Below are 26,539 nucleotides of genomic sequence, written 5' to 3' on the forward strand. Positions count from 1 at the left end.
CGCGCGGCATCGCTACTCGGCGTCGGTCGCCCTCCGTCCGAGCAGGTCGTATCCCACGAAGGTGAACATGGACTCGCCCGCCGCCAGAGGTCGTGGTTCGGCCGTGAAGCGGTGCACGCCGACCCCGAAGCCCGCGTCGGGCGGCGACAGCCAGAGCCGCTCGAACCCGGACTGTTCGAACCAGTCGCAGATCAGCGGCACGCGGTCGGGGGCCGAGCGATGCCGGGTCCAGATGACGGTTCCTCCGGTCTTGGTGAGCTGGGGGCCGAATGTGATGGTGCGCTGGATGTCCTCGTCGGTGAGGTTGCCGAACAGGCCGCACATCAGGACCACGTCGGCCGGGACCATGCCGCGGTAATGGTCGATGAGCGCGGCGTCGGCCGTGAGCACCTCCACCTGGTCGAGCCCCGCGGCTTCGACCGCCGCCGAGGCAGACGCGGTGTTGCGTTCGTCCAGTTCCACCAGCCGCGCTCGAACGTCGGCCCGGCGGGAATGGCCGTCGAGCACGTCCAGCAGGTCCCGGCCCTGGCCGGCGCACAGGCTGACGACCCGCAGCGGCCCGGGCGGGCAGGCGTCCAAAGCGGCGCCGACCTGTCGTCGCACCACTTTCAGCCGCCGGGCCAGCGATGAATCCGGACGGTCGTACTCGTCGTGCCAGGCCCGCCAGTCCACGAGCGTCACCCTAACCGCCGGATGGGACGGCCGCCGGCCTGTCGAAGGGGTGTCCCGGGCCGGTCATACGGTCATCGTCTTCAGCTACACGTACGTGGCGAGGCCGGCGGCGCCGTACTCGCGGCCGAGGCCGCTGGACTTGCGGCCGCCGAACGGTCCGTCGAAGCTGATGGGCCTGCCGTTGACGCCGACCGTGCCGGTGCGCAGGCGGCGGGCGACCGCGACGGCGCGGGCCTCGTCGGCCGACCAGACGCCGCCGGACAGGCCGTACTCGGCCCGCAGGTCGACGTCGTCCAGCAGCACCGCCGCGGACTTGCCGGCCAGCTCCAGGCTCACGCGCTTGAGCTGCTCGCCGGCGATGGCGGCGATGCGGCGGCCCGCGCGGGTGGAGCAGGTGAAGGAGATCTCGTCGACGCCGGGGTGCGCGACGAGGTGCTCGCTGGTCTCCCGGTCGGCCGGCAGCACGCTCATCACGCCCTCGGGCAGGCCGAGCCGGTCGACCAGGTCCGCGAACAGCGCCATGCTGAGGGAGTTCTCCGGCGACACCTTGAGCACGACGGTGTTGCCCGCGAGGAGTGCCGGGACCACCTTGGCGAGCGCGGCGGACAACGGGGAGTTCCACGGGATCACCGCCGCGACCACGCCGATCGGCTCGCGCCGTACGACGGTGCGGAACGCCTGCGCGGGGTCGGAGGGCGTCAGTTCCTCCTCCCAGCCGAACTCCTCCGCCGCCCTGACGTAGGCGTTCACCGGCCGGCCCATGCGGCCCTGCCCGGCGCGGGTGAACCACAGCGCCGAGCCGTTCTCGGCCGTGATCAGCGCGGCGATCTCATCGGCGCGTTCCTCGCGCAGCGTTGAGGCGGCGGATCAGCGCGATGCGCTCGCCCGGTCCGGTGCGCGGCCAGGGGCCGTGGTCGAACGCGGCGCGCGCGACGGCCACCGCCCGGTCCACATCCGCCGGCGCGGCGCGAACGCCGTCGCCGCCGGCGGAACCTGGAACCGTCGCGCGGCCATCCGATAGGGGACGTGAGGAGCAGTGCATGACGTTCATGGATCAGCTGCCGACCCTGGCCGGTGTGATCGTCGGCGCCGTCGGCTCGTACGCCGCGTCGAGTCTCACCGAGCGGGCCCGATGGCGGCGGGCGCACGCCGAACGCTGGGACCAGCCGAGGTTCCAGGCCTACGCGAGTTACGCCAACCTTCTGAAGGCCCAGCTCCGCATCTCACTGAGGATCGGGGCGGCACGAGGCTTCGACCATGTCGTGGATCCCCTGGATCCGGAGGAGGGGCTGCAGAGGCTCGCCGAGGCGGAGTCGCGACGCGCGGCCGAATGGGAGTCCATGCTGCTGGTCGGCGACGCGTCCACCGTCGCCGCGGCCCGGACCTGGCATGAGGCCGTGTGGGCCGTGGAGTCGTACGCCCGCGGCCTGAAGGACGACTCGGCCGGCTGGGAGGGCGCGCTCAGGCGGGCGAGCCAGGCCAGAGACGCCTTCTATCACCACGCGCGCAGGGATCTCGGGATCGAGGGCCCGCCGCCGCCCTCGGGGAACTGGCCGAGATCCTGGGCCGACGAACCGGCCTGATCAGCGTACGGACATGCGCGAACCGGTCGGCGTACGCCCCGCCGGCCGTCACACCTTGCGGGCCACGCCGCCGAACGTGGACACCTCGGACGGCGGGCCGAACGGGCTGGGCTCGGGCCGCCAGCGTGACACCGACACCACGCCCGGCTCCAGGAGTTCGAGGCCGTCGAAGAAGCGGGCGAGCCGCTCGGGACTGCGGAGCAGGTAGGGGACCGCGCCGCCCGAGTTGTAGCGCCGGTGGGCCTCCTCGCGCGCCTTGTCGACGTCGGTGCCGTCGCTGAGCACCAGGTGGCTGCCGGGCGGCAGGGCGTCCAGCAAGCGGTCCAGGATCGACCGTGCCTCGTCGTCATCGCTGATGTGCGCCATGATCCCCAGCAGGATCAGGCCGACGGGCCGGCTGAAGTCCAGGGTGCGGGCCGCCGCCTCCAGGATCGTCTCCGGCGCGCGGACGTCGGCGTCGATGTAGTCGGTGGCGCCCGGCGGTGTGCTCGTGAGCAGGGCGCGCGCGTGCGCGAGCACGAGCGGGTCGTTGTCCACGTAGACGATCCGGGACTCCGGGGCCACCCGCTGGGCGATCTCGTGGGTGTTGTCGACCGTGGGCAGGCCGGTGCCGATGTCCAGGAACTGCCGGATCCCCACGTCATCGGCGAGGTGGCGGACGGCGCGGGCGAGGAAGTGCCGGACCGCTCGCGCGACCTCCGGCATCCCGGGGAAGATCTCGCAGAACGCGTCACCGGCCTCGCGGTCCGCCGGGTAGTTGTCCTTGCCCCCGAGCCAGTAGTTCCAGATCCGGGCCGAGTGCGGGACGCCGGTGTCGAACGCGGACTGCGGTGTCCCGGTGGGGCTGAGCGAGTCGTCGGTCACGGAAACTCTTCCCTCATTGGCGCGATCTTCGGACATCTCCGAATTACGGGTATCCAACCGTTGTGACGCTGAAACCATTATTCCGGGTCGTTCGCCCGGCCGGACCGATGAGTTTCGCCGGCGCTCGAAGTCCGCACCGGGGAAGGACGAGGATCACCGGCAGGGGAGAGCGACCATGACCGAACCGAAGACGGACACGCTGGCCGTACCCGGCGCCGTGCTGCACTACGACGTCCGGCGTCACGACTCCGGCGACCACCCGGTCCTGCTCCTCATCGGCTCGCCGATGGGCGCCGCGTATTTCGCCACCCTGGCCGGGCACTTCACCGACCGTACGGTCGTGACCTACGACCCGCGCGGGGCCGAGCGCAGCAGGCGTACCGACGGCGCCGCCGAGTCCACACCCGACGAGCACGCCGACGACCTGCACCGGCTGATCGCCACGCTGGACGCCGGCCCGGTGGAGATCTTCGCCAGCAGCGGCGGAGCCGTCAACGCCCTGGCCCTGGTGGCGCGGCACCCGGAGCAGGTCCGCACGCTCGTGGCGCACGAGCCGCCCGTGTCGCAGGAACTGCCGGACCGCGCGCCGGTGCTGGCCGCGTGCGTCGACATCCACGAGACGTACCTGCGCGGCGGCACGGGCCCCGCGATGGCGAAGTTCATCGCGCTCCTCAGCCACGAAGGACCGGTCCCGGACGGGTTCGCCGACCGGCCGGCGCCCGACCCCGCCGCCTTCGGCCTGCCGGCCGAGGACGACGGCTCCCGCGACGATCCGCTGCTCGGGCAGAACATGGTGTCGTGCAACCACTACCGGCACGACTTCGCGGCGCTGCGCGCGGCGCCGACCCGGATCGTCATCGGGGTGGGCGCCGAGTCCGGCCGGGTGCTGACCGGCCGCGCGGCCGTGGCGGTGGCCGACCGCCTCGGGACGAGGCCCGTGACGTTCCCGGGCGGCCACGGCGGGTTCCTCGGCGGTGAGTACGGCGGTGGCGGCGAACCGGACGCGTTCGCCGCCACCCTCCGCGAGGTCCTCGCCGGCTGACCTCTAGGCGGGCACAGCGTCCATGCCGTCCAGGCCTTCCACGATCGCGGTGACGGCCGGATGCCAGGGGCGCCCGGGCGGGCCGGTGAGCACCAGCCGGCGGGTGCTCTCCTGGGCGAGGGGCACCATGACCAGCCGTGGGACGAGCATCGCACCGGCCAGGGCCGGGACGATCGAGACGCCGATCCCGGCCCGGACCATCGCCATCAGCGTGCCCATGTCGCGGATGCGGTGCGTCGGGTCGAACGGAACGCCCGCCCGGCGGTGCAGCTCGCGGATGTGGCGTTCGCAGCCGCCGAGCGAGAGCAGGAACGCGTCGTCGGCGAGGTCGGCGACGTCGACGGCCGCCTCGCCGGCGAGCGGATGGTCGGCCGCGAGCAGGGCGTGGAAGCGGTCCCGGCCGATGGTCGCGCCCGGCCCGGGCGGCGGGTCGACGAGGACGGCGAGGTCGACGGTGCCGTCGCCGAGCCAGCCGCCGACCTCATCGTCCTCGCCCTCGAACAGGGCGATGTCGACTCGGGGGAAGTCGGCGCGCCACCGGGTCATCAGCTCGGGCAGCAGGCCCTGGCACACCGTGGTGGGCGCGGCGAGCCGGAGACCGCCGCCCGGCCTCCCGTCCCGTTCGTCCGCGAGGTCGTGGATGGCGGCCGCCGCCGCGACCGCGGCACGAGCGTGGGGCAGGACGCGCTCGCCGAAGGCGGTCGGCCGCGGGGGCGCCTGGCGGGTGAGCACGGCCGAGCCGAGGCCGCGTTCGAGCGCAGCGACCGCGTGGGAGACGGCGGACTGGCTGATCCGCAACGTCTCGGCCGCCGCGCCGAACCCGCCCTCGTCGAGCACCGTCACGAACGCCCGCAGCTGGCTGAGATTCAGGGTCATGAGTGACTCTCATGAGAGGTGGCACGCTACTTGTTGGACTCATAGTGCCAGTCCGGCGCATCATCCGATGCCGTGATCGAGATACGACGAACGCGAGCGGCGCGCCGGACGGCCGGCGACGGCGCCGGGCTGCGCTGGATTCCGGGCTTCGCACTGCTGTCGCTGGTCTGGGGTGCGAGTTTCGCGCTGATCAAGATCGCGGTGGACGCGGGGGTCGCGCCGATGTGGGTGGCCCTGTGGCGCTGCTTCTTCGGGGCCGTGGCCCTGGGCGCGGTGTGCGCCGTACAACGGCTGGCGCCGCCGCGCGACCGGGCCACGTGGGCGCACGCGCTGGTGGTGGCGCTGCTGTTCAACGCGGTGCCGTTCGCGCTGTTCTCCTACGGCGAGACGCGGGTCAGCTCGGTGCTGGCCGGCGTCTGGAACGCCACCACCCCGCTGACCACGCTGGTCTTCGTCCTCGCGCTGATGCCGGGGGAGCGGCCCACCGTACGGCGCGTGCTCGGCCTGCTGACCGGGTTCGGCGGCGTCCTGGTGGTCCTCGGCGTCTGGCACGGGCTCCGGGGCGGCACGATCTCGGGCGACCTGGCGTGCCTGGGCGCGACCACCTGTTACGGCGCGGCGTTCGCCTACACGCGGAGGTACTTCTCCGGCCGGGGCGACGCGGCGCCGGCACTGGCGCTGACGCAGGTCCTCTGCGCGACCGTGGAACTGGCCCTCGTCACGCCGCTGCTCGCCGGGCCGCCGTCATGGCCCGGCGTGCGCGCCGGCGTCGCCCTGGTGGTGCTGGGCGCCGCCGGCACCGGGCTGGCCTACATCATCAACCTGTCGGTGATCCGCGCGGCGGGGACGACCGTGGCCGCGTCGGTCACCTACGTCACTCCGGTCTGGTCGACGCTGCTGGGCGCCTGGCTTCTCGGGGAGCCGCCGGGCTGGAACACCCTCGTCGGCGGCGCGCTGGTGCTGGCCGGCGTGGTCGTGTCGCGGTGAGGCGTCGCCGGGCGGCCTCAGACGGCGGTCGGCCGGAGGCGGTGCGGCATCTGCCAGCCGCCGGCGAGCCGCGACGGGTGCACGTTGTGGCCGCCGCCGAAGAACTCGCAGAACTTCATGATCAGCGGGTCCCAGCCGACCGGGTCCACATAGTGCGTTCCCGGAATGACCAGGTCCTCCTCGACGTGGGACCGTACGACCTCGACCTCGAAGGCGGTCGCGTGCGCCGAGTCGCCGCCGAACGGGTGCGTCGCGACGAGCCGGCACTCCAGCTGGATCGGGCACTCGGCGACCCGGGGCGGCGCGACCAGCTCCGACGGCTGCTCGGTCAGTCCCGCCACGGCGAACTTGCCCGGCTCGTGCCGGTAGCCCTGCCGCGCCTTGTACTCGGGCACGACCGGCTTGCCGGTGGTGAGCGCGAGCCGGTCGACGGCCTCGGCCATCGCCGACGACGGCAGGTTCAGGACGCACTCGCGTTCGCGCCGCAGGTTCGCCGTCGTCTGGCCACTGTCGCCCAGACCGAGCATGCAGTTGCGGCCCAGCCACCAGGCGGACGACATCGGCGCGAGGTTCGCGGTGCCGTCCTCGTTGCGTGAGCTGATCAGTACGACCGGGGTGCCGAAGTACAGCACCTTCAGATCGGGATCGATGTGCACTCTTCCGTCTCTCGTCCGGTGAGGGAACGGCCCCGGCCGGGGCCGGTCACCACTGTGCGTGACACCGGCCCGCGGTCGCTGGCGGGAATCCGACCTCGCGTTCGGCGGGGGCGAGCGGCCGGTGTCTCGGGGCGCGGTCCGCCCCCTGGGCCGTGGCATCTGGACGGTACGCTCGGCCGTGAGGTGGCCGGGGGACGCGGCCCCCGCGCCGATCCCGCCGTCCTCCGGGAGCCAGCCGTATGTTCGCCTCCGTGCCGCCCGTGGGCGCCCCGAGCCATCCGCCCCGATCGGCGCGGCCGCAGCCGGTGCCCCGGCTCGCCGATCCGGTGCTCGCCCTGCCCGGCCCGGATGACGTCGCGGAGTTCTGGGCGGACGTCCGCCGGCGCGGCACGCCGCTGGTCGCGCCCGACCCGCGGGGCGGCCCGGGCCGGCTGGCCGTGACGTTCCTGTGGCGGGGCACTCCCGCCACGCGCGCCGTGCAGGTGCTGCCCAACAAGCTCGGCGACCCGCGTGACCCCGAGCGCAACCTGATGGAGCGCGCGCCCGGCACCGACGTGTGGCACTGGACGGTCCGGCTGCGCGACGACTGGCGCGGCACCTACGACTTCTTCGTCGACGAGGGCGGAGGCCCGGAGCCGGGCGGGCCCGACTACTGGCGATGGCTCCGCACGCGGCGCCGGGCCGACCCGTTCAACGCCCGTACGCTGCCGCGCCGCTGGAGCGGCGACCCCGTCTCCTACGCCGAGCTGCCGGCCGCGCCGCGCGCGGTGCAATGGGAGCCGCGGCCGGACGTCGCGCGCGGCGCCGTGGCCGAGCACGAGGTGGCGAGCGAGCACCTCGGCGGCCACCGGCGCGTCTGGCTGTACACCCCGCCGGGCGCCGAGTCCTCGGCCGGCCTCCCGGTCCTCGTCCTGCTCGACGGCGAGCACTGGCAGCCGCGGCTCGGCGTCGCGCGCCTCCTCGACAACCTCATCGCGGACGGGCGGATCCCGCCGCTCGCCGCCGTTCTGCCCGACTCGGTGGACGGCGACACCCGGTGGGCGGAGCTGACGTGCCGGCCGGAGTTCGTCGCCTTCCTCACCGACGAGCTGCTGCCCTGGGCGGCCGCGCGGCTGCCGCTCACCGACGACCCCGCCCGTACCGTGGTGGCCGGGCAGAGTCTCGGCGGGCTCACCGCGGCCTTCGCCGGGCTCTCGGCACCGCACCGTTTCGGCAACGTCCTGGCCCAGTCGGGGTCGTTCTGGTGGCCCGACGGCCCGGAGCCGGAGTGGCTCACCGGCCGCATCGCGCACGGCCCCCGGCTGCCGGTGCGCTTCTGGCTCTCCTCCGGCGAGCAGGAATGGGTGCTGCTCCCGGCCGCCCGCCGCCTGCGCGACACCCTCGCCGCCGCGGGGTACGACGACGCCGTCTACCGCGAGTTCAACGGCGGCCACGACTACCTGTGCTGGCGTACGGAACTGGCCGACGGCCTGGCGGGCCTGCTGTCCGGCGGCTGAGCAGGAACGCACCCGCCAGGCCGGTCAGGGGCCGAGCTCCTTCAGGCGCGCGGCCAGCACCGCGGCGATGTCGTCGAGCCACCGGTCGCGGATCAGCTCGGGATGGGTGCAGGGCAGGTCGTGGTCGGCGATCGAACCGGTCACGTGCGGTGCCCACGCCTCGCGGGTGAGCCAGTCCTCGGCCCGGGGCGCGGCGGCGGTGAAGAACAGCAGGTCACCGTCGTAGACCCGGTGCCGGTGCTCGCGCATCATGCGCGCGTGGCCGGGCACGATCTCGACGATTCTTGACAGCGTGCGGTCGCCGAGGCCGGCGAGGGGGCTGCCCGCCCGGCGCAGTGTGGCCAGCACGTCCTCGCGGTCGCGTTCGTCCGTGCGCTCGAAGCCGGCCATGCGCAGCACCGCGGTGAGGGCGTCGCCCTCCTCCGGAGCGGGCCGCTCGCGCCACTGCTCGGCCGGGAACGCGTCGAGCAGCGCCACCAGGTCGACCCGTTCACCGGCCTCCTGGAGCGACACGGCCACCTCGTGCGCGAGGACACCCCCGACCGACCAGCCCAGCAGCCGGTACGGTCCGTGCGGCCGGACCGCGCGGATGCGGCGGACGTAGCCGGCCGCCTGCTCGCGCAGCGTGCGCGGCAGCGGCTCCTCGCGGACCAGACCCGGGGCCTGGACGCCGTACACGGGCTGGTCCGGGCCGAGGCGCGCGGCCAGGCCCGCATAGCACCAGGCGATGCCGCCCGCCGGATGGAACGCGAAGAGCGGCGGCCGGTCGCCGTCGGCGCGCAGCGGCAGCAGGACGTCCAGCGCGTCCTGCGACGCCGGCGCCGCCCCGTCGAGGCGCGCGGCGAGCGCGGCCGGGGTCGGCGCCTCGAACAGCGAGCCGATCGTCAGCTCGGTCCCGAGTTCCTCCCGCACGCGCGACACCAGCCGCGCCGCCAGCAGTGACGTGCCGCCCAGGTCGAAGAAGGCGTCGTCGGGGCCGACCCGCTCGACCCCGAGCACCTCCGCGTACAGCCGGGTCAGTGTCGCCTCGTGCGGTCCGGACGGCGGCCGCGCGTCCCCGCCGCCGGTGAACTCCGGGGCGGGCAACGCGTCGCGGTCCAGCTTGCCGCTGGGGCTCAGCGGGAAGGCGTCGAGGGCGACGACCGCCGCCGGGACCATGTGCTCGGGAAGCACCCGCGCCAGCTCCGCCCGCACGGACGCCGGGTCGGCGCCGCCCGTGACGTAGCCGACGAGCCACTGCCGTCCCGGCCGGTCCTCCCGCACCACGGCGCAGGCGCCGTCCACGCCGGGCCGCGCCGTCAGCGCCGCCTCGACCTCGCCTAGCTCGACGCGCTGTCCCCGCAGCTTCACCTGGTGGTCGGTGCGGCCCAGGTACTCCACCTCGCCCTGCTCGGTCCAGCGGGCCAGGTCGCCGGTCCGGTACATGCGCCCGTCCGCTGGACCGTACGGGTCGTCGACGAACCGTGACGCCGTCAGCTCCGCGCGGTTCAGGTAACCGTCGGCGAGCTGCCGTCCCGCCAGGTAGAGCTCGCCCGGCACGCCCGGCGGGCAGGGCCGCAGCGCCGCGTCGAGCACGTACAGGCGGGTGTTCCAGACCGGCCGGCCGATCGGCACCGGGCCGGAGCCGTCCGTCGCGCAGGCGTGGTAGGTGACGTCGACCGCCGCCTCCGTCGGCCCGTACAGGTTGTGCAGTTCGACCCCGGGCAGCGCGCGCCCGAAGGCGTTCGCGGTCTCGCGCGGCAGCGCCTCGCCGCTGCAGAAGACCCGGCGCAGGCCGCCGCACCGCGACACGTCGGCCTCGGCCAGGAAGACCTGGAGCATCGCCGGCACGAAGTGGCAGGTGGTGACGCCCTGCTCCCGGATCAGGCGGGCCAGGTAGGCCGGGTCCCGGTGGCCGCCGGGCTCGGCGACGACGAGCGTCGCGCCCTCGCGCAGCGGCCAGAAGAACTCCCACACGGACACGTCGAACGACGACGGTGTCTTCTGCAGCACCCGGTCCTCCGCGGTCAGCCGGTACTCGTGCTGCATCCAGCGCAGCCGGTTGTCGATCGCCCGGTGCGAGACGACGACGCCCTTGGGCCGTCCCGTCGAACCGGAGGTGTAGATGACGTACGCGGCGTGTGCGGGCGTGAGCGGCCGTGCGGGATCGATCGGCGGGTACGCGGACACGTCGAGGCCGTCGAGGGCGACGACCGGGGTGCCGGTGTCGTCCGGGAGACGCCCCTCGTGGTCGGTGACCGCGCACACCGGCGCGGCGTCCTCCAGCATGAACGCCAGCCGCGGGGCCGGATAGCCGGGGTCGAGCGGCAGGTACGCCGCGCCCGTCTTCAGCACGGCGAGCAGGGCGATGACCAGCTCCGCCGAGCGCGGCACCGACACCGCCACCACCGCCCCGGGCCGGGCGCCGAGGGACTGCAGGTGGCGGGCCAGCCGGTTCGCGCGGGCGTTCAGCTCCGCGTAGGTGAGGCGGGTGTCGCCGTACACCAGCGCGGTCGCGTGCGGGCTCCGCATCACGCGCGACTCGATGGGCCCGATGAGCGTCGTCGGCGGCACCGCGTGGTCCGTGCGGTTGAACTTCTCGACGACGCGGACGTGTTCGGCCGGCGTCGCGATGCCGTGCGCGGACAGCGGGGCCGACGGGTCGGCACCGGAGAGCCGGTCCACGAGGTGGAGGAGGCGCTCCTGGTGCGCGGCGAGCGCGGCGCCGTCGTACAGCGCCGGGTTGCCGTCGTGGTCGACGCGCAGGCCCCGGCCGTCGGCGCGGTCGTAGACGTTGACGGTGAGGTCGTCGACGGGACCGGCGGACAGGTTCCGCGCCCGCGCGGGCGCGCCGGCGAAGTCCACGCCGTAGTCGAAGGGCATGACGTTGACGAGGGGGCCGACCAGCCCGCGGTTCCCGCCGAGGAGGCCCAGGTCGCGGCGGATGTCCTCGTAGCGGTAGCGCTGGTGACGGCGCAGCTCCCGGATGCCGAGCACGACCTGCCGGACGAGCTCGGCGAACGTCGCCTCGGGGGAGACGGTGAGCCGCAGCGGCAGCACGTTCATCACCATCGCGGGCACGCGCAGCGCGACCGACCCCATGCGGCCCATCATGGGCAGCCCGAGCACCACGTCGGTGCGTGCGGTGGCGCGGGAGGTGTAGAGGGCCTGCGCGGCGATCAGGACGTCCGGCCAGGTCGCGCGGAGCCGGCCGGCGAGAGCGCGCACGCGTTCGGCGGACTCGGGCGGCAGGTACGCCGTGTGACGCAGGAACGTGCGGGAGGACGCCGCGCCGCGTCCGGCGAGCCGCGGAGGCTCGGGCGGGTCGGCCAGGGACTCCGCCCAGTGGGCGCGGTCGGCGGCGAAGGCGTCCGAGGAGCGGTACTCGGCGTCCTGCGCGACGAGTTCGGCCAGGGACCCGAAGGTCCGCGGGCCGGGCTCCTCGCCGCGTGTGAGCGCCCCGTACACCTCGGCGGTCCGCCGCACGAGCAGGGAGTAGCCGTAGCCGTCCATGACGATGTGGTGGATGCGCTGGTACCACAGCCACCGCTCCTCGCCGACGCGGAGCAGGGCGTGACCGAACAGCGGGCCGGCGGCCAGGTCGACGGGCTCGGCCAGGTCGGCGCGCATCCACTCCTCGGCCCGCCGGCCGGCGTCACCGGTCCGGTGCAGGTCCCGTACGGTCAGCGGCGGCTCGACCGCGGCGCGCACGTGCTGGCGCGGGCCCTCCGGCGTGTCCTCGACGCGGACCCGCAGCGCGTCGGTCTCGGCCACCACCCGCCGCAGGGCCGCGGCGAACAGCTCCGGGTCCAGCGGTCCGTCGATCTCCAGGCATTCCGCGGTGTTCTGCGCCGGGCTGAGCGGGTCGAGCGCCTGCGCGTACCACATGCCCGACTGCGCCGCCGTGAGCGGCAGCACGGTGTTCGCCGGGTCGGTCATCGGTTCCGCGGTGTGGGGACCCCGGCCTTCGGGCCGGGGTCCCCACACCGCTCCCTCCTCAGAATGTCGGTGGTGGTGGTTAGCGTGCTGGTATGCGATTTCGGCTTCAGCCCACGTCCGCTCAGGAGGCGGTGTTGCTGGAGCACTGTGCGCATGCCCGGTATGTGTGGAATCTGGCGTGTGAGCAGCATCTGCATTGGCGGCCGGGGCGGGCGAGTGCGCCGGGGTATGTCGAGCAGTCTCGGCAGTTGACCGAGGCCAGGAGGGACTTCGCGTGGTTGGCGGAGGGGTCTCAGACGGTGCAGCAGCAGGCGTTGCGGGATTTCGCTCAGGCCATGGCGCGTTTCTTCGCTGGGACTCATCGGCGTCCGAGGTGGCGTAAGGCGGGGGTGCATGAGGGGTTCCGGATCGTGGGCCGCCGTGGGGGCCAATGGGATGTTCGGCGGCTGTCTCGCAAGGTCGGTGAGGTTCGGATTCCGAAGGTGGGCTGGGTGCGGTTCCGCTGGTCCCGCGACGTCCCCGACGAGGCCAGGTCGTTCCGGGTGAACCGGGATCGGGCGGGCCGCTGGCATGTCTGTTTTGCGGTGATCCCACCGCCGGTCGAGGGGCCGGGTACGGGTGCGGTCGTGGGTGTGGATCGTGGTGTGGCTGTCTCGGCCGCCCTGTCTACCGGTGAGTTGTCCTCGGTGCCGGGCCTGCGCGACAGCGAGGCCGAACGCCTGGGGCGGCTGCAACGCCGGCTGGCCCGGGCGCAGCGGGGGTCGAACCGGCGCAGGCGTATCAAGACCGCGATCGCCCGGTTGAAAGCCCGCCAAACCGACCGTCGCAAAGATTGGGTCGAAAAGACTTCCACCGATCTGGCTCGCCGTTTCGACCTGATCCGCGTCGAAGATTTGAAGATCGGGGCCATGGTCCGTTCGGCGCGCGGCACGATCGCCGCGCCGGGGGTGAACGTGCGGGCCAAAACGGGACTCAACCGTTCCATCCACGCGGCCGGATGGGGCCACTTGGCGATCCGGCTGGAGCACAAAGCCGTCGGCCGGGTCGAAAAGATCAACCCCGCGTACACCTCCCAGACCTGTCATGCCTGTGGGCATTGCGCAGCGGACAACCGTGAGAGCCAAACGGGTTTCCGCTGTCGCGCCTGCGGGCATGTCGATCACGCGGATGTGAACGCGGCCAAGAACATCGCGGCAGGACGTGCCGTGACGTGCCTGCCCCGACCAACCGACCCCGACCGACCTCCCGTGCGGGGAGCCCTCCAGCCGTTGGGCGGGGCCTTGAACCGCGAACCTCAACCTGTTCTCTCCTCTGCGTAGGGGGATCGGGTTGGAAATCCCCCGCCTTCGAACGGGGGAGGACGTCAAGAAACCCCCAGGAGCGGGGCCCAGGACTCGATGGCCGGTTGCTCGGCGAGGTCGGCGAAGGCCGCCTCGACGCCGTGCTCGCGGCGCCAGCGTTCCAGCAGCGTCATGATGCGCACCGAGTCGATGCCGTAGTCCACGAGGTTCTCGTCGACCGGGATGTCCGCGGGGTCCTCGCCGAGGGAGTCGGCGACGTCGGCGCGGATCCGTTCCACGGTGAGGCCCGTGCCGCCCAGCGGCCCGCTCAGGAGCGCGTCCGTGGTGGTCACGACGGCGCAGCGGCCGGCCGCCCAGCGCAGCGCCATGTCGTGCTCCTCGCGGGAGAAGTCGGCGACGGCGTCGGCGACGACGAACGCCTGGATGTCCCGCATCCACGCGTCGCAGGCGCTCATCAGCACCCCGATGTGCGCGTACACGCCGACGACGATCAGCTGGTCGCGGCCCGACTCGCGCAGCAGCGCCTCCAGATCGGTGCGTACGAACGCGCTGTACTTCCACTTGGTGATGACGGTGTCCCCGTCCTCGGGCGCGACCGGCTCCGGCATGGCGAGCGCCTGCGGGTCGTCCGCGACGCCCCGGCCCCAGAAGTCGAGCTGGAGCCCGCGCTCCTCCGGTGTCTGGCCGCCGCGCTGGGCCGAGTAGACGACCGGCACGCCGAGGCGGCGGCAGCGCCGCAGCAGGCCGGTCGTGTTGGCGAGCATGCCGGAGACGGGCTGCTCGCCGGACGGGAACGCGCCGAGGAAGTGGTTCTGCAGGTCGTGGACGAGTAGTACGGCGCGCGCGGGGTCCACGGTCCAGGCGGCGCGGTTGGCGGGCAGCTCGTCCTCGACCGGGAGCGGGTAGGAGGCGATGGCGGGAAGTGCCATGGTGTGGCCTTTCACTGCTGTTCGTAGGTGACCGCGGTGGATCGCAACCGCTTCTTGCTGACCTTGCCGACGCCGGTGTGCGGGAAGGCGTCGACGAACTCGACGAGGTCGGGGACCTTGTAGGCGGCGACGCCGCGCTCGCGGACGAACCGCTTGATGGCGACGGGCTTCAGCGGCGCCGCGCCCGCGCGCAGGATGACGTAGGCGAGGGAGCGCTCACCGAGGTACTCGTCGGCCACCGCGACGACCGACACGTCGTGCACGGACGGATGGGCGAGGATGATGTTCTCGATCTCCGCCGGCGCCACCTTCTCGCCGCCCCGGTTGATCTGGTCCTTGGCCCGGCCCTCGACGACGAGATGGCCGGTCGGGGTACGGCGGACGATGTCTCCGGTGCGGTAGAAACCGTCCTCGGTGAAGGCCGTCGCGTTGTGCGCGGGCGCCCGCCAGTAGCCCCGGACGGTGTACGGGCCGCGCGTCAGCAGGTGCCCGAACTCGCCCTCGGCGACCTCGTTCCCCGCGTCGTCGACGATGCGGATCTCATCGTCCGGGGAGATCGGCCGGCCTTGCGTCGTGACGACGGTCTCCTCGTCGTCGTCCAGCCGCGTGTAGTTGACCAGGCCCTCGGCCGTGCCGAACACCTGCATGAGCCGGCCGCCCAGCGCGGGCGCCAGCCGCCGTGCCGCCTCCTCGCCGTACTTGGCGCCGCCGACGAGCACGAGCTCCAGGCTCGACAGGTCGTACCTCGTGGCCGGGCCGGCCTCCGTCCACACCAGGGCGAGCGGCGGCACCAGCCCGGTCATCGTGATCCCCTCCCGCTCGATCAGCGGGAAGGCGGTCGCCGGGTCGGGCCGGGGGCACAGCACGACGGTGCCCCCGGCGTACAGCGTGCCCAGCCAGCCGGGCGAGCTCATCGGGAAGTTGTGCGCGGCCGGCAGCACGACGAGGAAACGGGTGTCCGCGCCGACGTCGCAGATCTCGTTCGAGCCCCGCAGCGAGTAGATGTAGTCGTCGTGGGTGCGGGGGATGAGCTTCGGCACGCCGGTGGTGCCGCCCGACAGCTGCAGGAACGCCAGTTCGTGCGGTTCCGGCCCGGCCTCCGGCGGGTCCGCGGCGACGGGCACGTCCGCCAGCGCGGTGTGGACGCCCGGCTCGCCGGCGACGAAGACGTGCCGCAGGCTCGGCGTGCGCTCCTGGACCCGGGCCGCGAGCGCGCGGTGGTCGAAGCCCGCGTGCCGGTCGGGGATGACGTAGGCGACCGCCTCGGTGAAGGAGCAGAAGTAGCCGATCTCTGTGCCGCGGTGCGCGGGCAGCGCGTACACGGGCAGCGCGCCGATCCGGAACAGCGCGAAGACGACCTCGACGAACTCGCCGACATTCGGCAGCTGCAGGACCACCCGGTCGCCCCGGCCGATCCCGCGCGCCGCGAACCCGGCGGCCAGCCGGTCGGCGCGCTCGTCCAGCTCCCGGTACGTCCAGGTGCGCCGCTCGGGCGCCGGGTCGACCAGCGCGGTCCGGTCCGGGTGCGCGGCGGCGCGCTCGCGCAGCATGCGGCCGAAGGTCTCCCCGCGCCAGTAGCCCGCCGCGCGGTAGCGCTCGGCGAACTCCGGCGGCCAGGTGGGCGCGTCGACACCCGGCGTGGTGGCCGGTGCCTCACTCACAGGGCGGCCCCCACGGCGTTGAGGAACGTGCGGAACTTGGCGCTCGTCTCGGCGGTCTCGGTCTCCGGCGTGGAGGCGGCCACCACGCCCGCGCCCGCGAACAGCCGCAGCGACCGGCCCTCGGCCTCGGCGCAGCGGATCGTCACGACCCACTCGCCGTCGCCGTCGGCGTCCTGCCAGCCGACCATGCCGGTGTACGGGCCGCGGTCGAAGGGCTCGGACTCGGCGATGACCGTGTGCGCGAGTTCGGTCGGCGTGCCGCACACCGCCGGGGTGGGGTGCAGGGCCGAGGCCAGGTCCAGGGCGGTGACGCCCGGGTCGGCGAGCGCGCCGGTGACGGTGGTGGACAGGTGCCACATGTCCGCGGTGCGGGCCAGCGTCGGCCGCGCGGGCACGTCCAGGCGGGAGCAGAACGGCGCGAGCGCCTCGCGTACGGCGTCCACGACGACGGCGTGCTCGTGTAGGTCCTTCGGCGACTCCAGGAGCGCGGCCGCGCGCCGGACGTCCTCGGCCAGGTCCGCGCTGCGGGGCGCGGAACCGGCGAGCGGGTTGGCGATGAGCCGCCCGTTCCGCCGGGCGACGAGGAGCTCGGGACTGGCGCCGATCAGCAGCCGGCCCGGCGCGCTGGGCACGGCGAACGTGTAGCCGGCCGGGTCGCGGCGGGCCAGGCGGCGCAGCATGGCCGGCAGGTCCGGCTCGCGCGGCGCCGTCAGCTCGAGCGTGCGGGCGAGGACCACCTTGGCGAACTCCCCGGCGCGCATCCGCTCGACCGCGGCGGCGACCGCCGCGCCGTAAAGCTCCGGCGCGGGCACCTCCCGCACCTGCCAGCCGGCGGGCTCGTCCTCGCGTACGGGCAGCGCGATCAGCGGGTCCTGGTGCAGCGGCGGCGCCCACCGTACGGACTCGGGCACGGCCAGCGCGGGCGGCGCGTCCGGGGCGAAGGGCAGCGAGCCGACGACGACCGGTGCCGGGTCGCCCGCGCGCCGCCGTGCGTCGAGGACGTCCCGTACCCGTCGCGTGAGCGGCCGGGCGTCATGGGGCACGTCGGCGGCGGTACCGCGGCCCAGCAGCGTGGCGCGGGGCGAGGCGAGGAACCGGTCGGTGCCGGGCTGGTAGGCGTCGAGCAGGGCGGTCGCCTCGCCGGGTGACAGCAGCCGGCGGCCGGAAGCCGGGGGAGGAGCGTGGTGCAGGGAGGTGGACATGGGGTCTCCAGTCGGGGGAGGGCACGAGCCGGCGGAGCGGGGGCGGTCGCTCAGGCCCGAAGGGTGGCTCCGCCGTCGACGTACAGGTCGTGCATGGTGATGTGACGGGCACGGTCGGAGACGAGGAACAGGACGGCGTCGGCGATGTCGGCCGGGTCGGCGATCCGGCCGAGGGGGATGCCCGTGCGGTGCGCCGCGAGGTCGCCCTCGATGACACGCCGCGCGGCGGCCTCCTCGTCCTGGACGCCGGCGGCCGCCCACATCGAACGCTGCATGTCGGTGAGGGTCGAGCCGGGCGAGACGGTGTTGCAGCGGACCCCGCGGGCGGCCACCTCCAGGCCGAGGCACTTGGTGAACATCACCGCGGCGGCCTTGGAGGCGGCGTAGGCGGACATGCCCGCCCGAGGCACGCCGGCCGCGTTCGAGGCGACGGTGACGATGCTGCCGCGGCCGCGTGCGGCCATGCGGCGCGCGGCGGACCGTGAGACGTGGAAGACGCCGTCGGTGTTGACGGCGAACGTGTGCGCCCAGTCCTCGTCCGTCAGTTCCGTGACGTCCGAGCGGCGCAGTACGCCCGCGACGTTGACCGCGACGTCCAGCGGGCCGAGCGTGCGCTCGGCCTCCTCGACGAGCGACTCGACGGCGGCCGCGTCGGTGACGTCGAGCGCCCGGGCGGTGACCTGACCGGGGTACGTGCCGGCGAGCGCCTCGGCGCCTTCGAGGTCCAGGTCGGTGGCGAGGACGCGGGCACCGTCGCCGGCCAGGCGCGCGACCACCGCGGCGCCGATCCCCCCGCCCGCCCCGGTGATCAGGGCGAACCGTCCGTCGAGTTCCGGACCGGCGCTCACCTGACCATCGCCTTGCGGATGTCGTCCAGGACCGAGACGGCCGCCTGCGGACCGCCCAGGCTCGTCCACTTCGACCCGTCGATCACCGTGGCGTGCTTGTCGCGGACGGCGTTCAGCTGCCGGTAGGCGGGCTTGCCGGCCAGTTCGCCGAGCAGTCCGGCGTCCGGGCCGGTGGAGGAGAGAGTGCCGATGAACAGCCAGTCGCCGTCGATCTGCTCGAGGTTCTCGTCGCTGATCGGGGTGGAGTGGCCCGCGCCCTTCTCGTTCTGGATGCCCGGACGCTTGAAGCCCAGGTCCGCCAGGACGTCGCTGACGAACACGCCCTGCTGCATGACGGCGGTGCCCTTGGCCGAGTAGCGGGCCACGGACACGCACGCGCCGGCCTCCGGGCCGAGGTCCTTCTTCAGCGCCGCGACCTTCGTGCCGTAGTCGGCGACGAACTTCTCCGCCTGGGCGGACCGGCCGAGCACCTTGCCGGTGAGCTGGACGGACTTCTTCCAGTCCTTGGTGGCGTCGGTCGTCAGGACGGTCGGGGCGACCTTCCGCAGCCGCCCGAGCACCTGCTTGTCGGCGAGCTGCCCGGCGAGGATGACGTCGGGTCTGGCCCGTACGACCTTCTCGAGGTCCGGGCCGGTCACCGCGCCCACGAGCGGGATGCCCTTCGCCTGTGCCGCCAGGTACTCCGGCGCGCCCTGCCGGCCGCGGCCCGCGGTGAGGCCCACCGGCCTGACGCCCAGGGCGAGCGCCGAGTCCAGGTCGAGTTCGCTGAGCACCACGACCCGTTTCGGCGCGGCGGGCACCTCCACCGTCGCACCGGTCGCGTCGGTCACCGCGGTGGTGGCCCCCTTCGCGTCACCGGCGTCCGCGGATCCGCAGGCGGTCGCGGCCAGCGCGCAGGCGGTGAGGAAGGCGGCCGCGACGGCGGGGCGGGCGCGGCCGCGTGAAGAGAAGAGCACGGTGAATCTCCCTGTTTCGGCGGTGAGCGGGCGGGGGAAACGCGGTGAAAGGCCGGGCACTGGCCGGAAACCGGCATGGCGAAAGGGGCGTTCTCGGGCAGACGTCTGCCGTTCGAAATCGCCAGGTTCGGGCGGGCGAACTTAGGTTAGGCTAACCTCATGTCGATCGCGCAAGGGGTGCGGCCGAAAAGATCCGGATCCGGTCATCACGGACCCCGCCCGTCGCCGGTGCGGCCCGCCTTCTGGGCCCTGGCCGCACTCGCCCTCCTGCTGGTCCTGGTGTTGTCGTCCCTGCTCATCGGCACCGGATCGAGCTCTCCCCGCGACGCCTGGAACTACCTCGCCGGCGATCCCGCCACCCGCGCCGACGCCCGGCTGCGGCTCGCCGTCGTCGGCGTACGCCTGCCGCGCACCCTCGCCGCCGTGCTCGTCGGCGCCTGTCTCGGCACGGCCGGATGCCTGCTCCAGGCCGCGACCCGCAACCCGCTGGCCGAGACCGGGCTGCTCGGCGTCAACTCCGGCGCGGCCTTCGCGGTCGTCCTCGGCCTGACCTTCTTCGGCGCGTCATCGTCGGCCGCGCTGCTGGTGTGGGCCCTGGTCGGCGGGATGGCCGCGAGCGCGGTGGTCCTCCTGCTCGCCGCGTCGGGGCGGACCGCCGGGTCGCCGCTGCGGCTGGTCCTCGCGGGCTCCGCGCTCGGCGCCACCTTCCACGGCCTCACCTCGTACGTCCTGCTCGGCACGCAGTCGACCTTCGACACGTACCGGTACTGGACGATCGGCTCGCTCGCCGGGGTGCGGACCTCCGAACTGGCGCCGCTCCTGCCGCTGGCCACCGTTGGCCTGCTCGCGGCGCTCTGCTGCGCCCGGCCCCTGGCGGCGCTCGGCCTCGGCGACGACGGCGCCCGCTCGCTCGGCCACCACCCCGGCCGGATCCGGCTGGCCGTCGCCGGGACCGTGTCGCTGCTCGTCGGCTGCGCCGTCGCCGTCGCCGGGCCGATCGCCTTCCTCGGGCTCCTCGCCCCGTACGCCGCGCGGGTCCTGACCGGGGCGCGGATGGCCGCGCAGCTCGTCCTGTCCGCGCTGATCGCGGCCGATGTCATGATCCTCGCCGACGTGCTCGCCCGGATCGTCATCCGGCCCTGGGAGACTCCGGTCAGCGTGCTGCTCGCCTTCGTCGGTGGTCCGCTGCTCGTGTGGATCGCCCGATCGTCCCGGCTGTCGACCGCGGGAGCCTCGGCATGACGGACGTCACTCCGCCCGACAGCACGCCCCTGCGCACGGAGACCCTCTCGTGGCTCTTTCCCCGGCGCAGCGCGCTCGCCGCGGCGTTCCTCGTGCCCCTCGTCGCCGTCCTCGTCGTCGTCGCGGTGACGGCGAGCTCGACCGGCATGAGCCTGGAGCAGACCGTCTCCGGCCTGCTCCGCGCGGGCGACCCCGGAAGCATCATGATCGTCTGGGATCTGCGGCTGCCTCGCGTCTTCGCGGGCCTCATGGTGGGCGCCGCCCTCGGCGTCTCGGGCTGCCTCACCCAGACCCTCGCCGGCAACCGGCTGGCCACCCCCGACCTCGTCGGCGTCAACGAGGGCGCGACCGCCGCCGTCGTCGCCTCCGCGGCCGGCTCGGCGACCGGCATGGTCGGTGACTGGTGGCTCGGCCCGCTCGGCGCGGTCGCCGCCGCGGTGCTGGTCGTGCTGTGCGCGGGCGGCGCCGGCGTGGCCGGCCACCGCCTCCTCGTCGTCGGCATCGGCGTCTCCACGTTCGTCGGCGCCGTCAGCGACCTCGTCATGTCCCGCCAGAACGACAACACCGCGGGCGGCGTGTTCCTGTGGGCCGTCGGCAGCCTCAACGGGCGCGACTGGAGCGTCGGCGGGCCGCTGCTGATCGCGCTGCTGTTCCTCCTGCCGCTCTCGCTCGCGGCAGGGCACCGCCTCCAGCTCCTGCGCTTCGACGACGACATGGCGGCCTCCCTCGGCGTCGACCTGCAGCGGGTACGGGCCGAGGCCCTCGCCCTCGCGGTCGCCCTCGCCGGGGTCGCCGTCGGTGTCGGCGGGCCGATCGCCTTCGTCGCCCTCGCCGCTCCGATCCTCGCCCAGCGACTCGCCGGCCCCACGCGCGTCCCGGTGACCGGCTCCGCCCTGACCGGCGCCGCGCTCGTCACCGCCGCCGACGCGCTGGGCCGGGTCGTCGCACCCGTCGAGCTGCCGGTGGGCGTCGTCACGAGCGTCCTCGGCGGGCCGTTCCTCCTCTGGGTTCTCTTCCGCTCGCACCGGACCACCGAAAAGGCATGACCTCCCTCATGACACCTGGCCTCGAAGTGCGGTCGCTGCACGCCGGCTACCCCGGCCGTCCCGTCGTCAAGGACGTCGACCTGACCGTCCCCGCCGGGCGGGTCGCCGCGATCGTCGGCCCCAACGGCTGCGGGAAGTCGACCCTGCTGCGCGCCGTCGCCCGCCTGCACCGGCCCGGCTCCGGCACCGTCCACGCGGACGGGGACGACGTCTGGCGGCTCAGCCGGCGGCAGGCCGCGCACCGCATCGCCCTGCTGCCCCAGTCACCGCGCGCCCCCGAGGCCGTGACCGTCGCCGGACTCGTCCGGTACGGCCGCCATCCCCACCAGGGCCTGCTGCGCCAGTGGTCGCGCGAGGACGAAGACGCGGTGCGCGAGGCGCTGGAGGCCACCGGCACCGCGGAGCTGGCCGGCGAACGCCTCGACCGGCTCTCGGGCGGGCAGCGGCAGCGCTGCTGGCTCGCGATGGTGCTCGCCCAGCGCACGCCCGTCGTCCTGCTCGACGAGCCCACCAGCGCCCTCGACCTCGGCCACGTCGTCGACGTCCTCGAACTGGTCCGCGAGGTCGCGGCGGCGGGCCGTACGGTCGTCATGGTCCAGCACGACCTGGCCGCCGCCGCGCGCTACGCCGACACCGTCGCCGCGATGAAGGACGGCCGGGTCATCGCGACCGGCGCGCCTCGCGACACCGTGGACGAGGCGCTGGTGAAGGAGCTGTACTCCGTGGAGGCCGACATCCTGCGCGCGCCCGGGGACGGCTCGCCGGTCGTCGTACCGCGGGCGCGGCCACCGGTGACCGAACCCGGTGCCGAGCTGTGATCTTCGTCTCCTCGCCGCCGGACCGGCGGCGAGGGATCAGTGCGGAATTCACCGAGACGCAGCTCGTCCGTGGTGCACACTGTGCGTATGGTGACCTCGCGCCCGCTGGCGGCGGCTTGGCGGTCGGCGGTGCTCGTCGCCGTCGTCGTCGGGCTCGCCCTGCTTCGCGTTCCGCGCCCGCCGACGTTGTGCCTGCTACGGGAAGCGACGGGGATCCCGTGCCCGATGTGCGGGTTCACCACGGCCGCGGTCCGTCTCGGGCACGCCGACCTCGTCGGGGCGGCCGGTGCCTCCCCTTTGGCGGTCGCCGTGTGCGCCGGGTTCGTTCTCGTGCCGTTCATCCGGCGTTCCAGAGCGGCGACTTTTTGGCGTGAGCTACCGAATCGATGGCGACAGTTGCTGCCTGTATTCGCTATTGTCGCGATTCTTGCTTTCGCGGAGATCTGGCAGCTCCAGCGCTTCGGCATTATCTAACGGGAGGAATTATGGGATACCCGCCTCAGCCGCCGCCCCCTGGTTACGGTGGTGCGGGCTACCCGCAGCAGGCCCCGCAGTCCAGCACGCCTCAGGTCCTGGCGATCATCGGCATCGTGTGCTGGTTCTGCTGCTCGCCGGCGGCGATCGTGCTCGGGCTCGTCGCCCAGAGCCAGTTCCGCGCCCAGGGGAGGCCGGACACGATCGCCAAGGTGGCGTGGATCGGCGGCATCGTCGCCGTCGTGCTCGGCATCCTGAGCTTCATCGTCCGGATGTCGGCCATGAACTCCAGCTGACCGACGACACACCGAAGCCGGGCCGGGATCGTCCCTCGGCCCGGCTTCGCCGTTGTGTGAGGTCGCTGCCTCCGTACGGTGGTGACACGCGCCGCGACCGGCGCGCCACCACACGGAGGGAGAGCCGTGGAGATCATCGTTGTCGGCGCGGGCATCGTCGGGGCCAGCACCGCCTACCACCTGGCCGCGGCCGGGGGGCGGGTGACGCTGGTCGACCGGGCGGACGAAGGGCAGGCGACGGCGGCCGGAGCCGGCATCGTCTGCCCGTGGCTGTCCCGGGGAACCGACCCGGCGCGATACCGGCTCGCGAGCGCGGGCGCGCGCTACTACCCGGAGCTGGTCGGCCGGCTGAACGCCGACGGCCGGTCCGACACCGGGTACGCCCGTACCGGCGCGCTGGCCGTGGCCGGCTCGGCCGAGCGGGTACGGGAGAGCGCCGAACGGGCCCGGCGCCGACGGGCCGACGAGCCGGAGGTCGGCGAGGTCACCGTGCTCGACCCCGGTGAGGCGAGGCGGCTGTTCCCGCCGCTACGGGATAACTGGCCGGCGGTCCACGTCACCGGCGCGGCCCGCGTGGACGGTGCGCGGCTGCGCGACACGCTGCTGGCCGCCGCCGAGCGGCGGGGGACGGTCCGCCGGAGCGGCTCCGCGCGCGTCACGCTGACCGAGGACGGCCGGTGGACCGTGGCGGTCGACGGAGACGCCGTCCCGGCCGACGCGGTCGTCCTGGCGGCGGGTGCCTGGTCCGCCGACGTTCTCGCGTCGCCCGCGACGCCCCTGCCGGTCGTCCCGCAGCGGGGGCAGATCGTGCACCTGCGGCTGCCCGGCGCCGACACCCGCCGATGGCCGATCGTGCTGCCCGAGGGCGACCACTACATGCTGGCCTTCGACGACTCACGGATCGTGGTCGGGGCGACCCGTGAGCACGGCACCGGATTCGACCACCGGGTGACCGCCGCGGGACTGCGCGAGGTGCTGGATGAGGCCATCTCCGTCGCGCCGGGCCTGGCCGACGCCACGGTCGCCGACATCCGCGTGGGCTTCCGCCCGGCGAGCCTGGACGAGCGCCCGCTCCTCGGCGCGGTCGCGGGAGCCCCGGGAGTCATCGTGGCGACCGGGTTCGGCCCGACCGGCCTGACGATGGGGCCGTACGCCGGAGCGGTGGCGGCCGAACTCGCCCTCGGCCGTACGCCGGAGCTCGACCTGAGCCCGTACGACCCGTCTCGTGTGGTCGAAGCTCGCGGTTGACGCCTGCGCCCGGCTACTTGGGGCCCTTCTTGTGGTTATGCTGCTTGCCCTTGGCCTTGCCGTGCGACGAGGGCGCGTGACCGCCGGCGGGCTTCGTGGTGGGGGTGGTGTCCTCCGGCCGGCCGAGGGTCCGGGTGCCCCGCTGCGGGGTCCTGGCCGGCTCGCGGGAGATCACGGCGACGTCCGCGGCGCTCGGCGGCCGATGCGTCTGCTGGACGGGGGCGCTGCCGCCGGCCGACGTCGCCGGCTGTACCGCCTGCGGCAGGATCCACGTGCCCGCGGCGACGGCGGCGACCGACGCCGCGCACGCCGCGGCCAGCATCCTCGGCCTCCGGCGGGTGTCGGTGATCGGTGTCAGGTTCGTCGCGGTGTCGTCCGCCAGGTCGCCGGCCGCGAGTGGGTCGGCCGGGTCCAGGCGGGCGAGCAGCTGGGCGGCGGTGGGCCGGTCGTCGGGGTCCTTGGCGAGCGCGGAGGTCACCAGGGACCGCAGGGACGGGTCGAGGCCGCCCAGGTCGGGCTGCTCGAAGAGGGCCCGGCCGGCCATCTCCAGGGCGTCGCCCTCGCCGAACGGGTTCCGTGCGGTGCCGGCGTAGGCGACGAGACATCCCCAGCAGAAGACGTCGGAGGCGGGCGAGGCGGGCCGGCGGGCCAGGCGTTCGGGCGCGATCCAGCCGACGCTTCCGACGACCTTGCCGGTCTCGGTGGGCCCACCCGCGGCGGAGACGCTCTGGGCGATACCGAAGTCGATGACGCGAGGGCCGGTCGGTCCCATCAGGACGTTCGCCGGCTTCAGGTCGCGGTGGACCAGGCCCGCCCGGTGAATCGCGGCCAGCGCGCGCAGCACGCCCGTGGCGAGCGTGCGCAGCCGTTCCGGCGGCAGCGCGCCGTCCCTGGCGATGATCTCCTTCAGCGAGGGGCCCGCGACGTACTCGGTGACGATGTAGGGCGGGGTCTGCGCGGTGCCGTCCGCCAGCGGGCGGGCCGTGTAGTGCGAGGGGACCCGGATCAGGGACGCCACCTCGTCCCGGAACCGGGCCCGCGCCTCCTCCTCGCCGACCGTTCCCGTGTGCGCGACCTTGACCGCCGCCAGGCGGCCGTTCTCGTCGCGGCCGAGGTACACCACGCCCATGCCCCCGGCGCCGAGCCGCCCGATCAGCGTGTGGCCTCCGACCGTGACCGGATCCCCGGGTGCCAGCGGGAGTACGTCTGCCGGCAGGACCGCACTCCCGCCCCCGACCAGTACCGGTGTTCCGTCCATCCGCGTCCCTCCTTTGGGATGCTTCGGATTCCCCCGTCTTCCCGTCCTAATCGTGATGAACGGGATGAACTGCCGTTTCTCACGGATCAACCGGGCGGCGACGCCGGCGATCCGCCTATCGTGGGAACGTGGGTGACGTGCTGGTCGGCACGGCGTCATGGACCGACGAGACACTGCTCACCTCGGGGTGGTATCCGCCCGGGGCCCGTACGCCGGCCGAGCGCCTGCGCTACTACGCGAGCCGGTTCCCGGTGGTGGAGGTCGACTCGACCTACTACGCGCTGCCCGGCGAACGGACCACGCGGCTGTGGGCGCGGCGGACGCCGGCCGGCTTCACATTCGACGTCAAGGCGTTCTCCCTGCTCACCTGTCATCCCACCCGCGCCGCGGCGTTCCCGAAGGACCTGCGCACGGCGCTGCCGCCCAAGGAGGGGAACCTCTACCTCCGCGACCTCGACCCGGAGGTCGTCGAGCAGGTCTGGCGGCGCTTCGTGACCGCGCTGACGCCGCTCCGCGAGGCCGGCCGGTTCGGGGCGGTGCTGTTCTCCTTCCCGCGCTGGTTCCCCATCGGCCGGCACAACAAGGACTACGTCGTGGAGTGCGGGCGGCGCTGCGAACCGCTGCCGATCGCGGCGGAGTTCCGCAACCGGACCTGGATGAGCGAGGAGAACCGGGAGGAGACGCTCGGCTTCCTCCGCTCGCACGCCATCGCGTACGTGTGCGTCGACATGCCCCAGGGCCGTCCCTGGTCCATTCCGCCCGTGACGGCCGCCACCGCGGGCCTGGCGGAGGTCCGCTTCCACGGCCGTGGCCGGTGGACCGGCGACGACCGGTACGAGCGCTACGGATACCTGTACTCCACCCGGGAGCTGGCGGAGTGGGCGCCGCGCATCTGTGAGCTCGCCCGGGAGACGTCGAGCACGCACGTGATCATGAAGAACGCCTACCGCGACCACGCCCCGCGCAGCGCGCGCCGGCTCACCGAGCTGCTGGAGGCGATGCCGGACTGCCCGGTCCGGTCACCGGGCGTCACGGGGCGGCGGTGAGCGGCGCGGATCCGGCGGGCGGGTGACGGCCGTCGAGGCTCCCGCGCCCTGCCGGAAGAACGTACGGGCCGCCCCGCCGGGGAGGCGGCCCGCACCGCGATCCGTGTCGTGTCCGGGAGG

General features: G+C 73.9%; 25 protein-coding genes. 13 read left to right on the forward strand and 12 right to left on the reverse strand.

Annotated features, from left to right (window positions below; translation table 11 throughout):
• Nucleotides 1-12: 12 nt before the first annotated feature.
• Nucleotides 13-672 carry a class I SAM-dependent methyltransferase gene (locus ACQEV1_RS23480; RefSeq protein ID WP_433396120.1) on the reverse strand — a complete coding sequence of 220 codons (660 nt, stop codon included), beginning with the start codon at nucleotides 670-672 and terminating at the stop codon, nucleotides 13-15.
• 84 nt (nucleotides 673-756) lie between these two features.
• Nucleotides 757-1,524, reverse strand: a complete 768-nt coding sequence (locus ACQEV1_RS23485) for an aldehyde dehydrogenase family protein (protein WP_433405955.1) — start codon at nucleotides 1,522-1,524, stop codon at nucleotides 757-759.
• On the opposite strand from ACQEV1_RS23485, the gene ACQEV1_RS23490 reads away from it, so the two are divergent.
• Together ACQEV1_RS23490 and ACQEV1_RS23495 are read left to right on the forward strand one after the other, a co-directional pair.
• Entirely contained in the window at nucleotides 1,454-1,693 is a 240-nt protein-coding gene (locus ACQEV1_RS23490) for a hypothetical protein (protein ID WP_433396122.1), read from the forward strand. The genes ACQEV1_RS23485 and ACQEV1_RS23490 overlap by 71 nt on opposite strands.
• 19 nt (nucleotides 1,694-1,712) lie before the next feature.
• A complete protein-coding gene (locus tag ACQEV1_RS23495; RefSeq protein WP_285619207.1) occupies nucleotides 1,713-2,255 on the forward strand; it encodes a hypothetical protein in 543 nt (180 codons plus the stop codon).
• A 48-nt stretch (nucleotides 2,256-2,303) separates the two neighbouring features.
• Here the strand turns inward: ACQEV1_RS23495 and ACQEV1_RS23500 are convergent, their stop codons facing one another.
• The gene (locus ACQEV1_RS23500) at nucleotides 2,304-3,119 is read right to left on the reverse strand and encodes an SAM-dependent methyltransferase (protein WP_433396124.1); all 816 of its coding nucleotides are present in this window, start codon (nucleotides 3,117-3,119) and stop codon (nucleotides 2,304-2,306) included.
• Between the two features lie 175 nt (nucleotides 3,120-3,294).
• Here ACQEV1_RS23500 and ACQEV1_RS23505 point away from each other — a divergent pair, with 175 nt between their 5' ends.
• Nucleotides 3,295-4,161: an alpha/beta fold hydrolase gene (locus ACQEV1_RS23505; protein WP_285619206.1), complete on the forward strand. Its 867-nt coding sequence runs from the start codon at nucleotides 3,295-3,297 to the stop codon at nucleotides 4,159-4,161.
• 3 nt (nucleotides 4,162-4,164) lie between these two features.
• Here the strand turns inward: ACQEV1_RS23505 and ACQEV1_RS23510 are convergent, their stop codons facing one another.
• The gene (locus ACQEV1_RS23510) at nucleotides 4,165-5,037 is read right to left on the reverse strand and encodes a LysR family transcriptional regulator (protein ID WP_433396126.1); all 873 of its coding nucleotides are present in this window, start codon (nucleotides 5,035-5,037) and stop codon (nucleotides 4,165-4,167) included.
• Between the two features lie 72 nt (nucleotides 5,038-5,109).
• Between ACQEV1_RS23510 and ACQEV1_RS23515 the strand changes: the two genes are divergently transcribed.
• Nucleotides 5,110-6,024, forward strand: coding sequence for a DMT family transporter (locus ACQEV1_RS23515; RefSeq protein ID WP_433396128.1), 915 nt, complete (start codon nucleotides 5,110-5,112; stop codon nucleotides 6,022-6,024).
• 17 nt (nucleotides 6,025-6,041) lie between these two features.
• Here the strand turns inward: ACQEV1_RS23515 and ACQEV1_RS23520 are convergent, their stop codons facing one another.
• A complete protein-coding gene (locus tag ACQEV1_RS23520) occupies nucleotides 6,042-6,680 on the reverse strand; it encodes a flavin reductase family protein (protein ID WP_433396130.1) in 639 nt (212 codons plus the stop codon).
• A gap of 251 nt (nucleotides 6,681-6,931) precedes the next feature.
• Between ACQEV1_RS23520 and fes the strand changes: the two genes are divergently transcribed.
• Nucleotides 6,932-8,176, forward strand: coding sequence for an enterochelin esterase (gene fes / locus ACQEV1_RS23525; RefSeq protein WP_433396132.1), 1,245 nt, complete (start codon nucleotides 6,932-6,934; stop codon nucleotides 8,174-8,176).
• A gap of 24 nt (nucleotides 8,177-8,200) precedes the next feature.
• Here the strand turns inward: fes and ACQEV1_RS23530 are convergent, their stop codons facing one another.
• On the reverse strand, nucleotides 8,201-12,094 hold the full coding sequence (locus ACQEV1_RS23530) for an amino acid adenylation domain-containing protein (protein ID WP_433396134.1): 3,894 nt from the start codon (nucleotides 12,092-12,094) through the stop codon (nucleotides 8,201-8,203).
• 92 nt (nucleotides 12,095-12,186) lie between these two features.
• Between ACQEV1_RS23530 and ACQEV1_RS23535 the strand changes: the two genes are divergently transcribed.
• The gene (locus ACQEV1_RS23535; protein WP_433396136.1) at nucleotides 12,187-13,413 is read left to right on the forward strand and encodes an RNA-guided endonuclease InsQ/TnpB family protein; all 1,227 of its coding nucleotides are present in this window, start codon (nucleotides 12,187-12,189) and stop codon (nucleotides 13,411-13,413) included.
• A 44-nt stretch (nucleotides 13,414-13,457) separates the two neighbouring features.
• On the opposite strand, the gene ACQEV1_RS23540 is transcribed toward ACQEV1_RS23535, so the two are convergent.
• From ACQEV1_RS23540 to ACQEV1_RS23560, 5 genes are read right to left on the reverse strand one after another with little or no spacing between them, the layout of a single operon-like run.
• Nucleotides 13,458-14,324 (reverse strand): isochorismatase family protein, encoded by an 867-nt coding sequence (locus tag ACQEV1_RS23540; protein WP_349497952.1) that lies wholly within the window; start codon nucleotides 14,322-14,324, stop codon nucleotides 13,458-13,460.
• A gap of 11 nt (nucleotides 14,325-14,335) precedes the next feature.
• A complete protein-coding gene (locus ACQEV1_RS23545; RefSeq protein WP_433396138.1) occupies nucleotides 14,336-15,985 on the reverse strand; it encodes a (2,3-dihydroxybenzoyl)adenylate synthase in 1,650 nt (549 codons plus the stop codon).
• Nucleotides 15,982-17,187, reverse strand: coding sequence for an isochorismate synthase (locus ACQEV1_RS23550; protein WP_433396140.1), 1,206 nt, complete (start codon nucleotides 17,185-17,187; stop codon nucleotides 15,982-15,984). The genes ACQEV1_RS23545 and ACQEV1_RS23550 overlap by 4 nt, the downstream gene beginning before the upstream one ends.
• 50 nt (nucleotides 17,188-17,237) lie before the next feature.
• Nucleotides 17,238-18,035 carry a 2,3-dihydro-2,3-dihydroxybenzoate dehydrogenase gene (locus tag ACQEV1_RS23555; RefSeq protein ID WP_433396142.1) on the reverse strand — a complete coding sequence of 266 codons (798 nt, stop codon included), beginning with the start codon at nucleotides 18,033-18,035 and terminating at the stop codon, nucleotides 17,238-17,240.
• A complete protein-coding gene (locus ACQEV1_RS23560) occupies nucleotides 18,032-18,991 on the reverse strand; it encodes an ABC transporter substrate-binding protein (RefSeq protein ID WP_433396144.1) in 960 nt (319 codons plus the stop codon). The genes ACQEV1_RS23555 and ACQEV1_RS23560 overlap by 4 nt, the downstream gene beginning before the upstream one ends.
• Nucleotides 18,992-19,150: 159 nt before the next feature.
• On the opposite strand from ACQEV1_RS23560, the gene ACQEV1_RS23565 reads away from it, so the two are divergent.
• From ACQEV1_RS23565 to ACQEV1_RS23590, 6 genes are all read left to right on the forward strand, one after another.
• Nucleotides 19,151-20,233, forward strand: a complete 1,083-nt coding sequence (locus ACQEV1_RS23565; RefSeq protein WP_433396146.1) for a FecCD family ABC transporter permease — start codon at nucleotides 19,151-19,153, stop codon at nucleotides 20,231-20,233.
• On the forward strand, nucleotides 20,230-21,279 hold the full coding sequence (locus ACQEV1_RS23570; RefSeq protein ID WP_433396148.1) for a FecCD family ABC transporter permease: 1,050 nt from the start codon (nucleotides 20,230-20,232) through the stop codon (nucleotides 21,277-21,279). Before ACQEV1_RS23565 ends, ACQEV1_RS23570 begins: the two co-directional genes overlap by 4 nt.
• A complete protein-coding gene (locus ACQEV1_RS23575; RefSeq protein ID WP_433396150.1) occupies nucleotides 21,276-22,097 on the forward strand; it encodes an ABC transporter ATP-binding protein in 822 nt (273 codons plus the stop codon). Before ACQEV1_RS23570 ends, ACQEV1_RS23575 begins: the two co-directional genes overlap by 4 nt.
• An 87-nt stretch (nucleotides 22,098-22,184) precedes the next feature.
• Nucleotides 22,185-22,571: a DUF2752 domain-containing protein gene (locus ACQEV1_RS23580; protein ID WP_285581161.1), complete on the forward strand. Its 387-nt coding sequence runs from the start codon at nucleotides 22,185-22,187 to the stop codon at nucleotides 22,569-22,571.
• A gap of 11 nt (nucleotides 22,572-22,582) precedes the next feature.
• Nucleotides 22,583-22,867, forward strand: coding sequence for a hypothetical protein (locus ACQEV1_RS23585; RefSeq protein ID WP_285581163.1), 285 nt, complete (start codon nucleotides 22,583-22,585; stop codon nucleotides 22,865-22,867).
• A gap of 126 nt (nucleotides 22,868-22,993) precedes the next feature.
• Nucleotides 22,994-24,115, forward strand: coding sequence for an NAD(P)/FAD-dependent oxidoreductase (locus tag ACQEV1_RS23590; RefSeq protein ID WP_433396153.1), 1,122 nt, complete (start codon nucleotides 22,994-22,996; stop codon nucleotides 24,113-24,115).
• 13 nt (nucleotides 24,116-24,128) lie between these two features.
• Here ACQEV1_RS23590 and ACQEV1_RS23595 read toward each other — a convergent pair whose 3' ends face one another.
• Complete coding sequence (locus ACQEV1_RS23595; RefSeq protein WP_285619183.1) at nucleotides 24,129-25,373, reverse strand: serine/threonine-protein kinase; 1,245 nt, start codon at nucleotides 25,371-25,373, stop codon at nucleotides 24,129-24,131.
• A gap of 128 nt (nucleotides 25,374-25,501) precedes the next feature.
• Here ACQEV1_RS23595 and ACQEV1_RS23600 point away from each other — a divergent pair, with 128 nt between their 5' ends.
• Nucleotides 25,502-26,419 (forward strand): DUF72 domain-containing protein, encoded by a 918-nt coding sequence (locus ACQEV1_RS23600; RefSeq protein ID WP_433396155.1) that lies wholly within the window; start codon nucleotides 25,502-25,504, stop codon nucleotides 26,417-26,419.
• The last annotated feature ends 120 nt before the right edge of the window (nucleotides 26,420-26,539 follow it).

It is taken from the genome of Actinoallomurus sp. CA-142502 (assembly GCF_050936355.1).
In the GTDB taxonomy this organism is placed as follows: Bacteria; Actinomycetota; Actinomycetes; order Streptosporangiales; family Streptosporangiaceae; genus Actinoallomurus; species Actinoallomurus iriomotensis.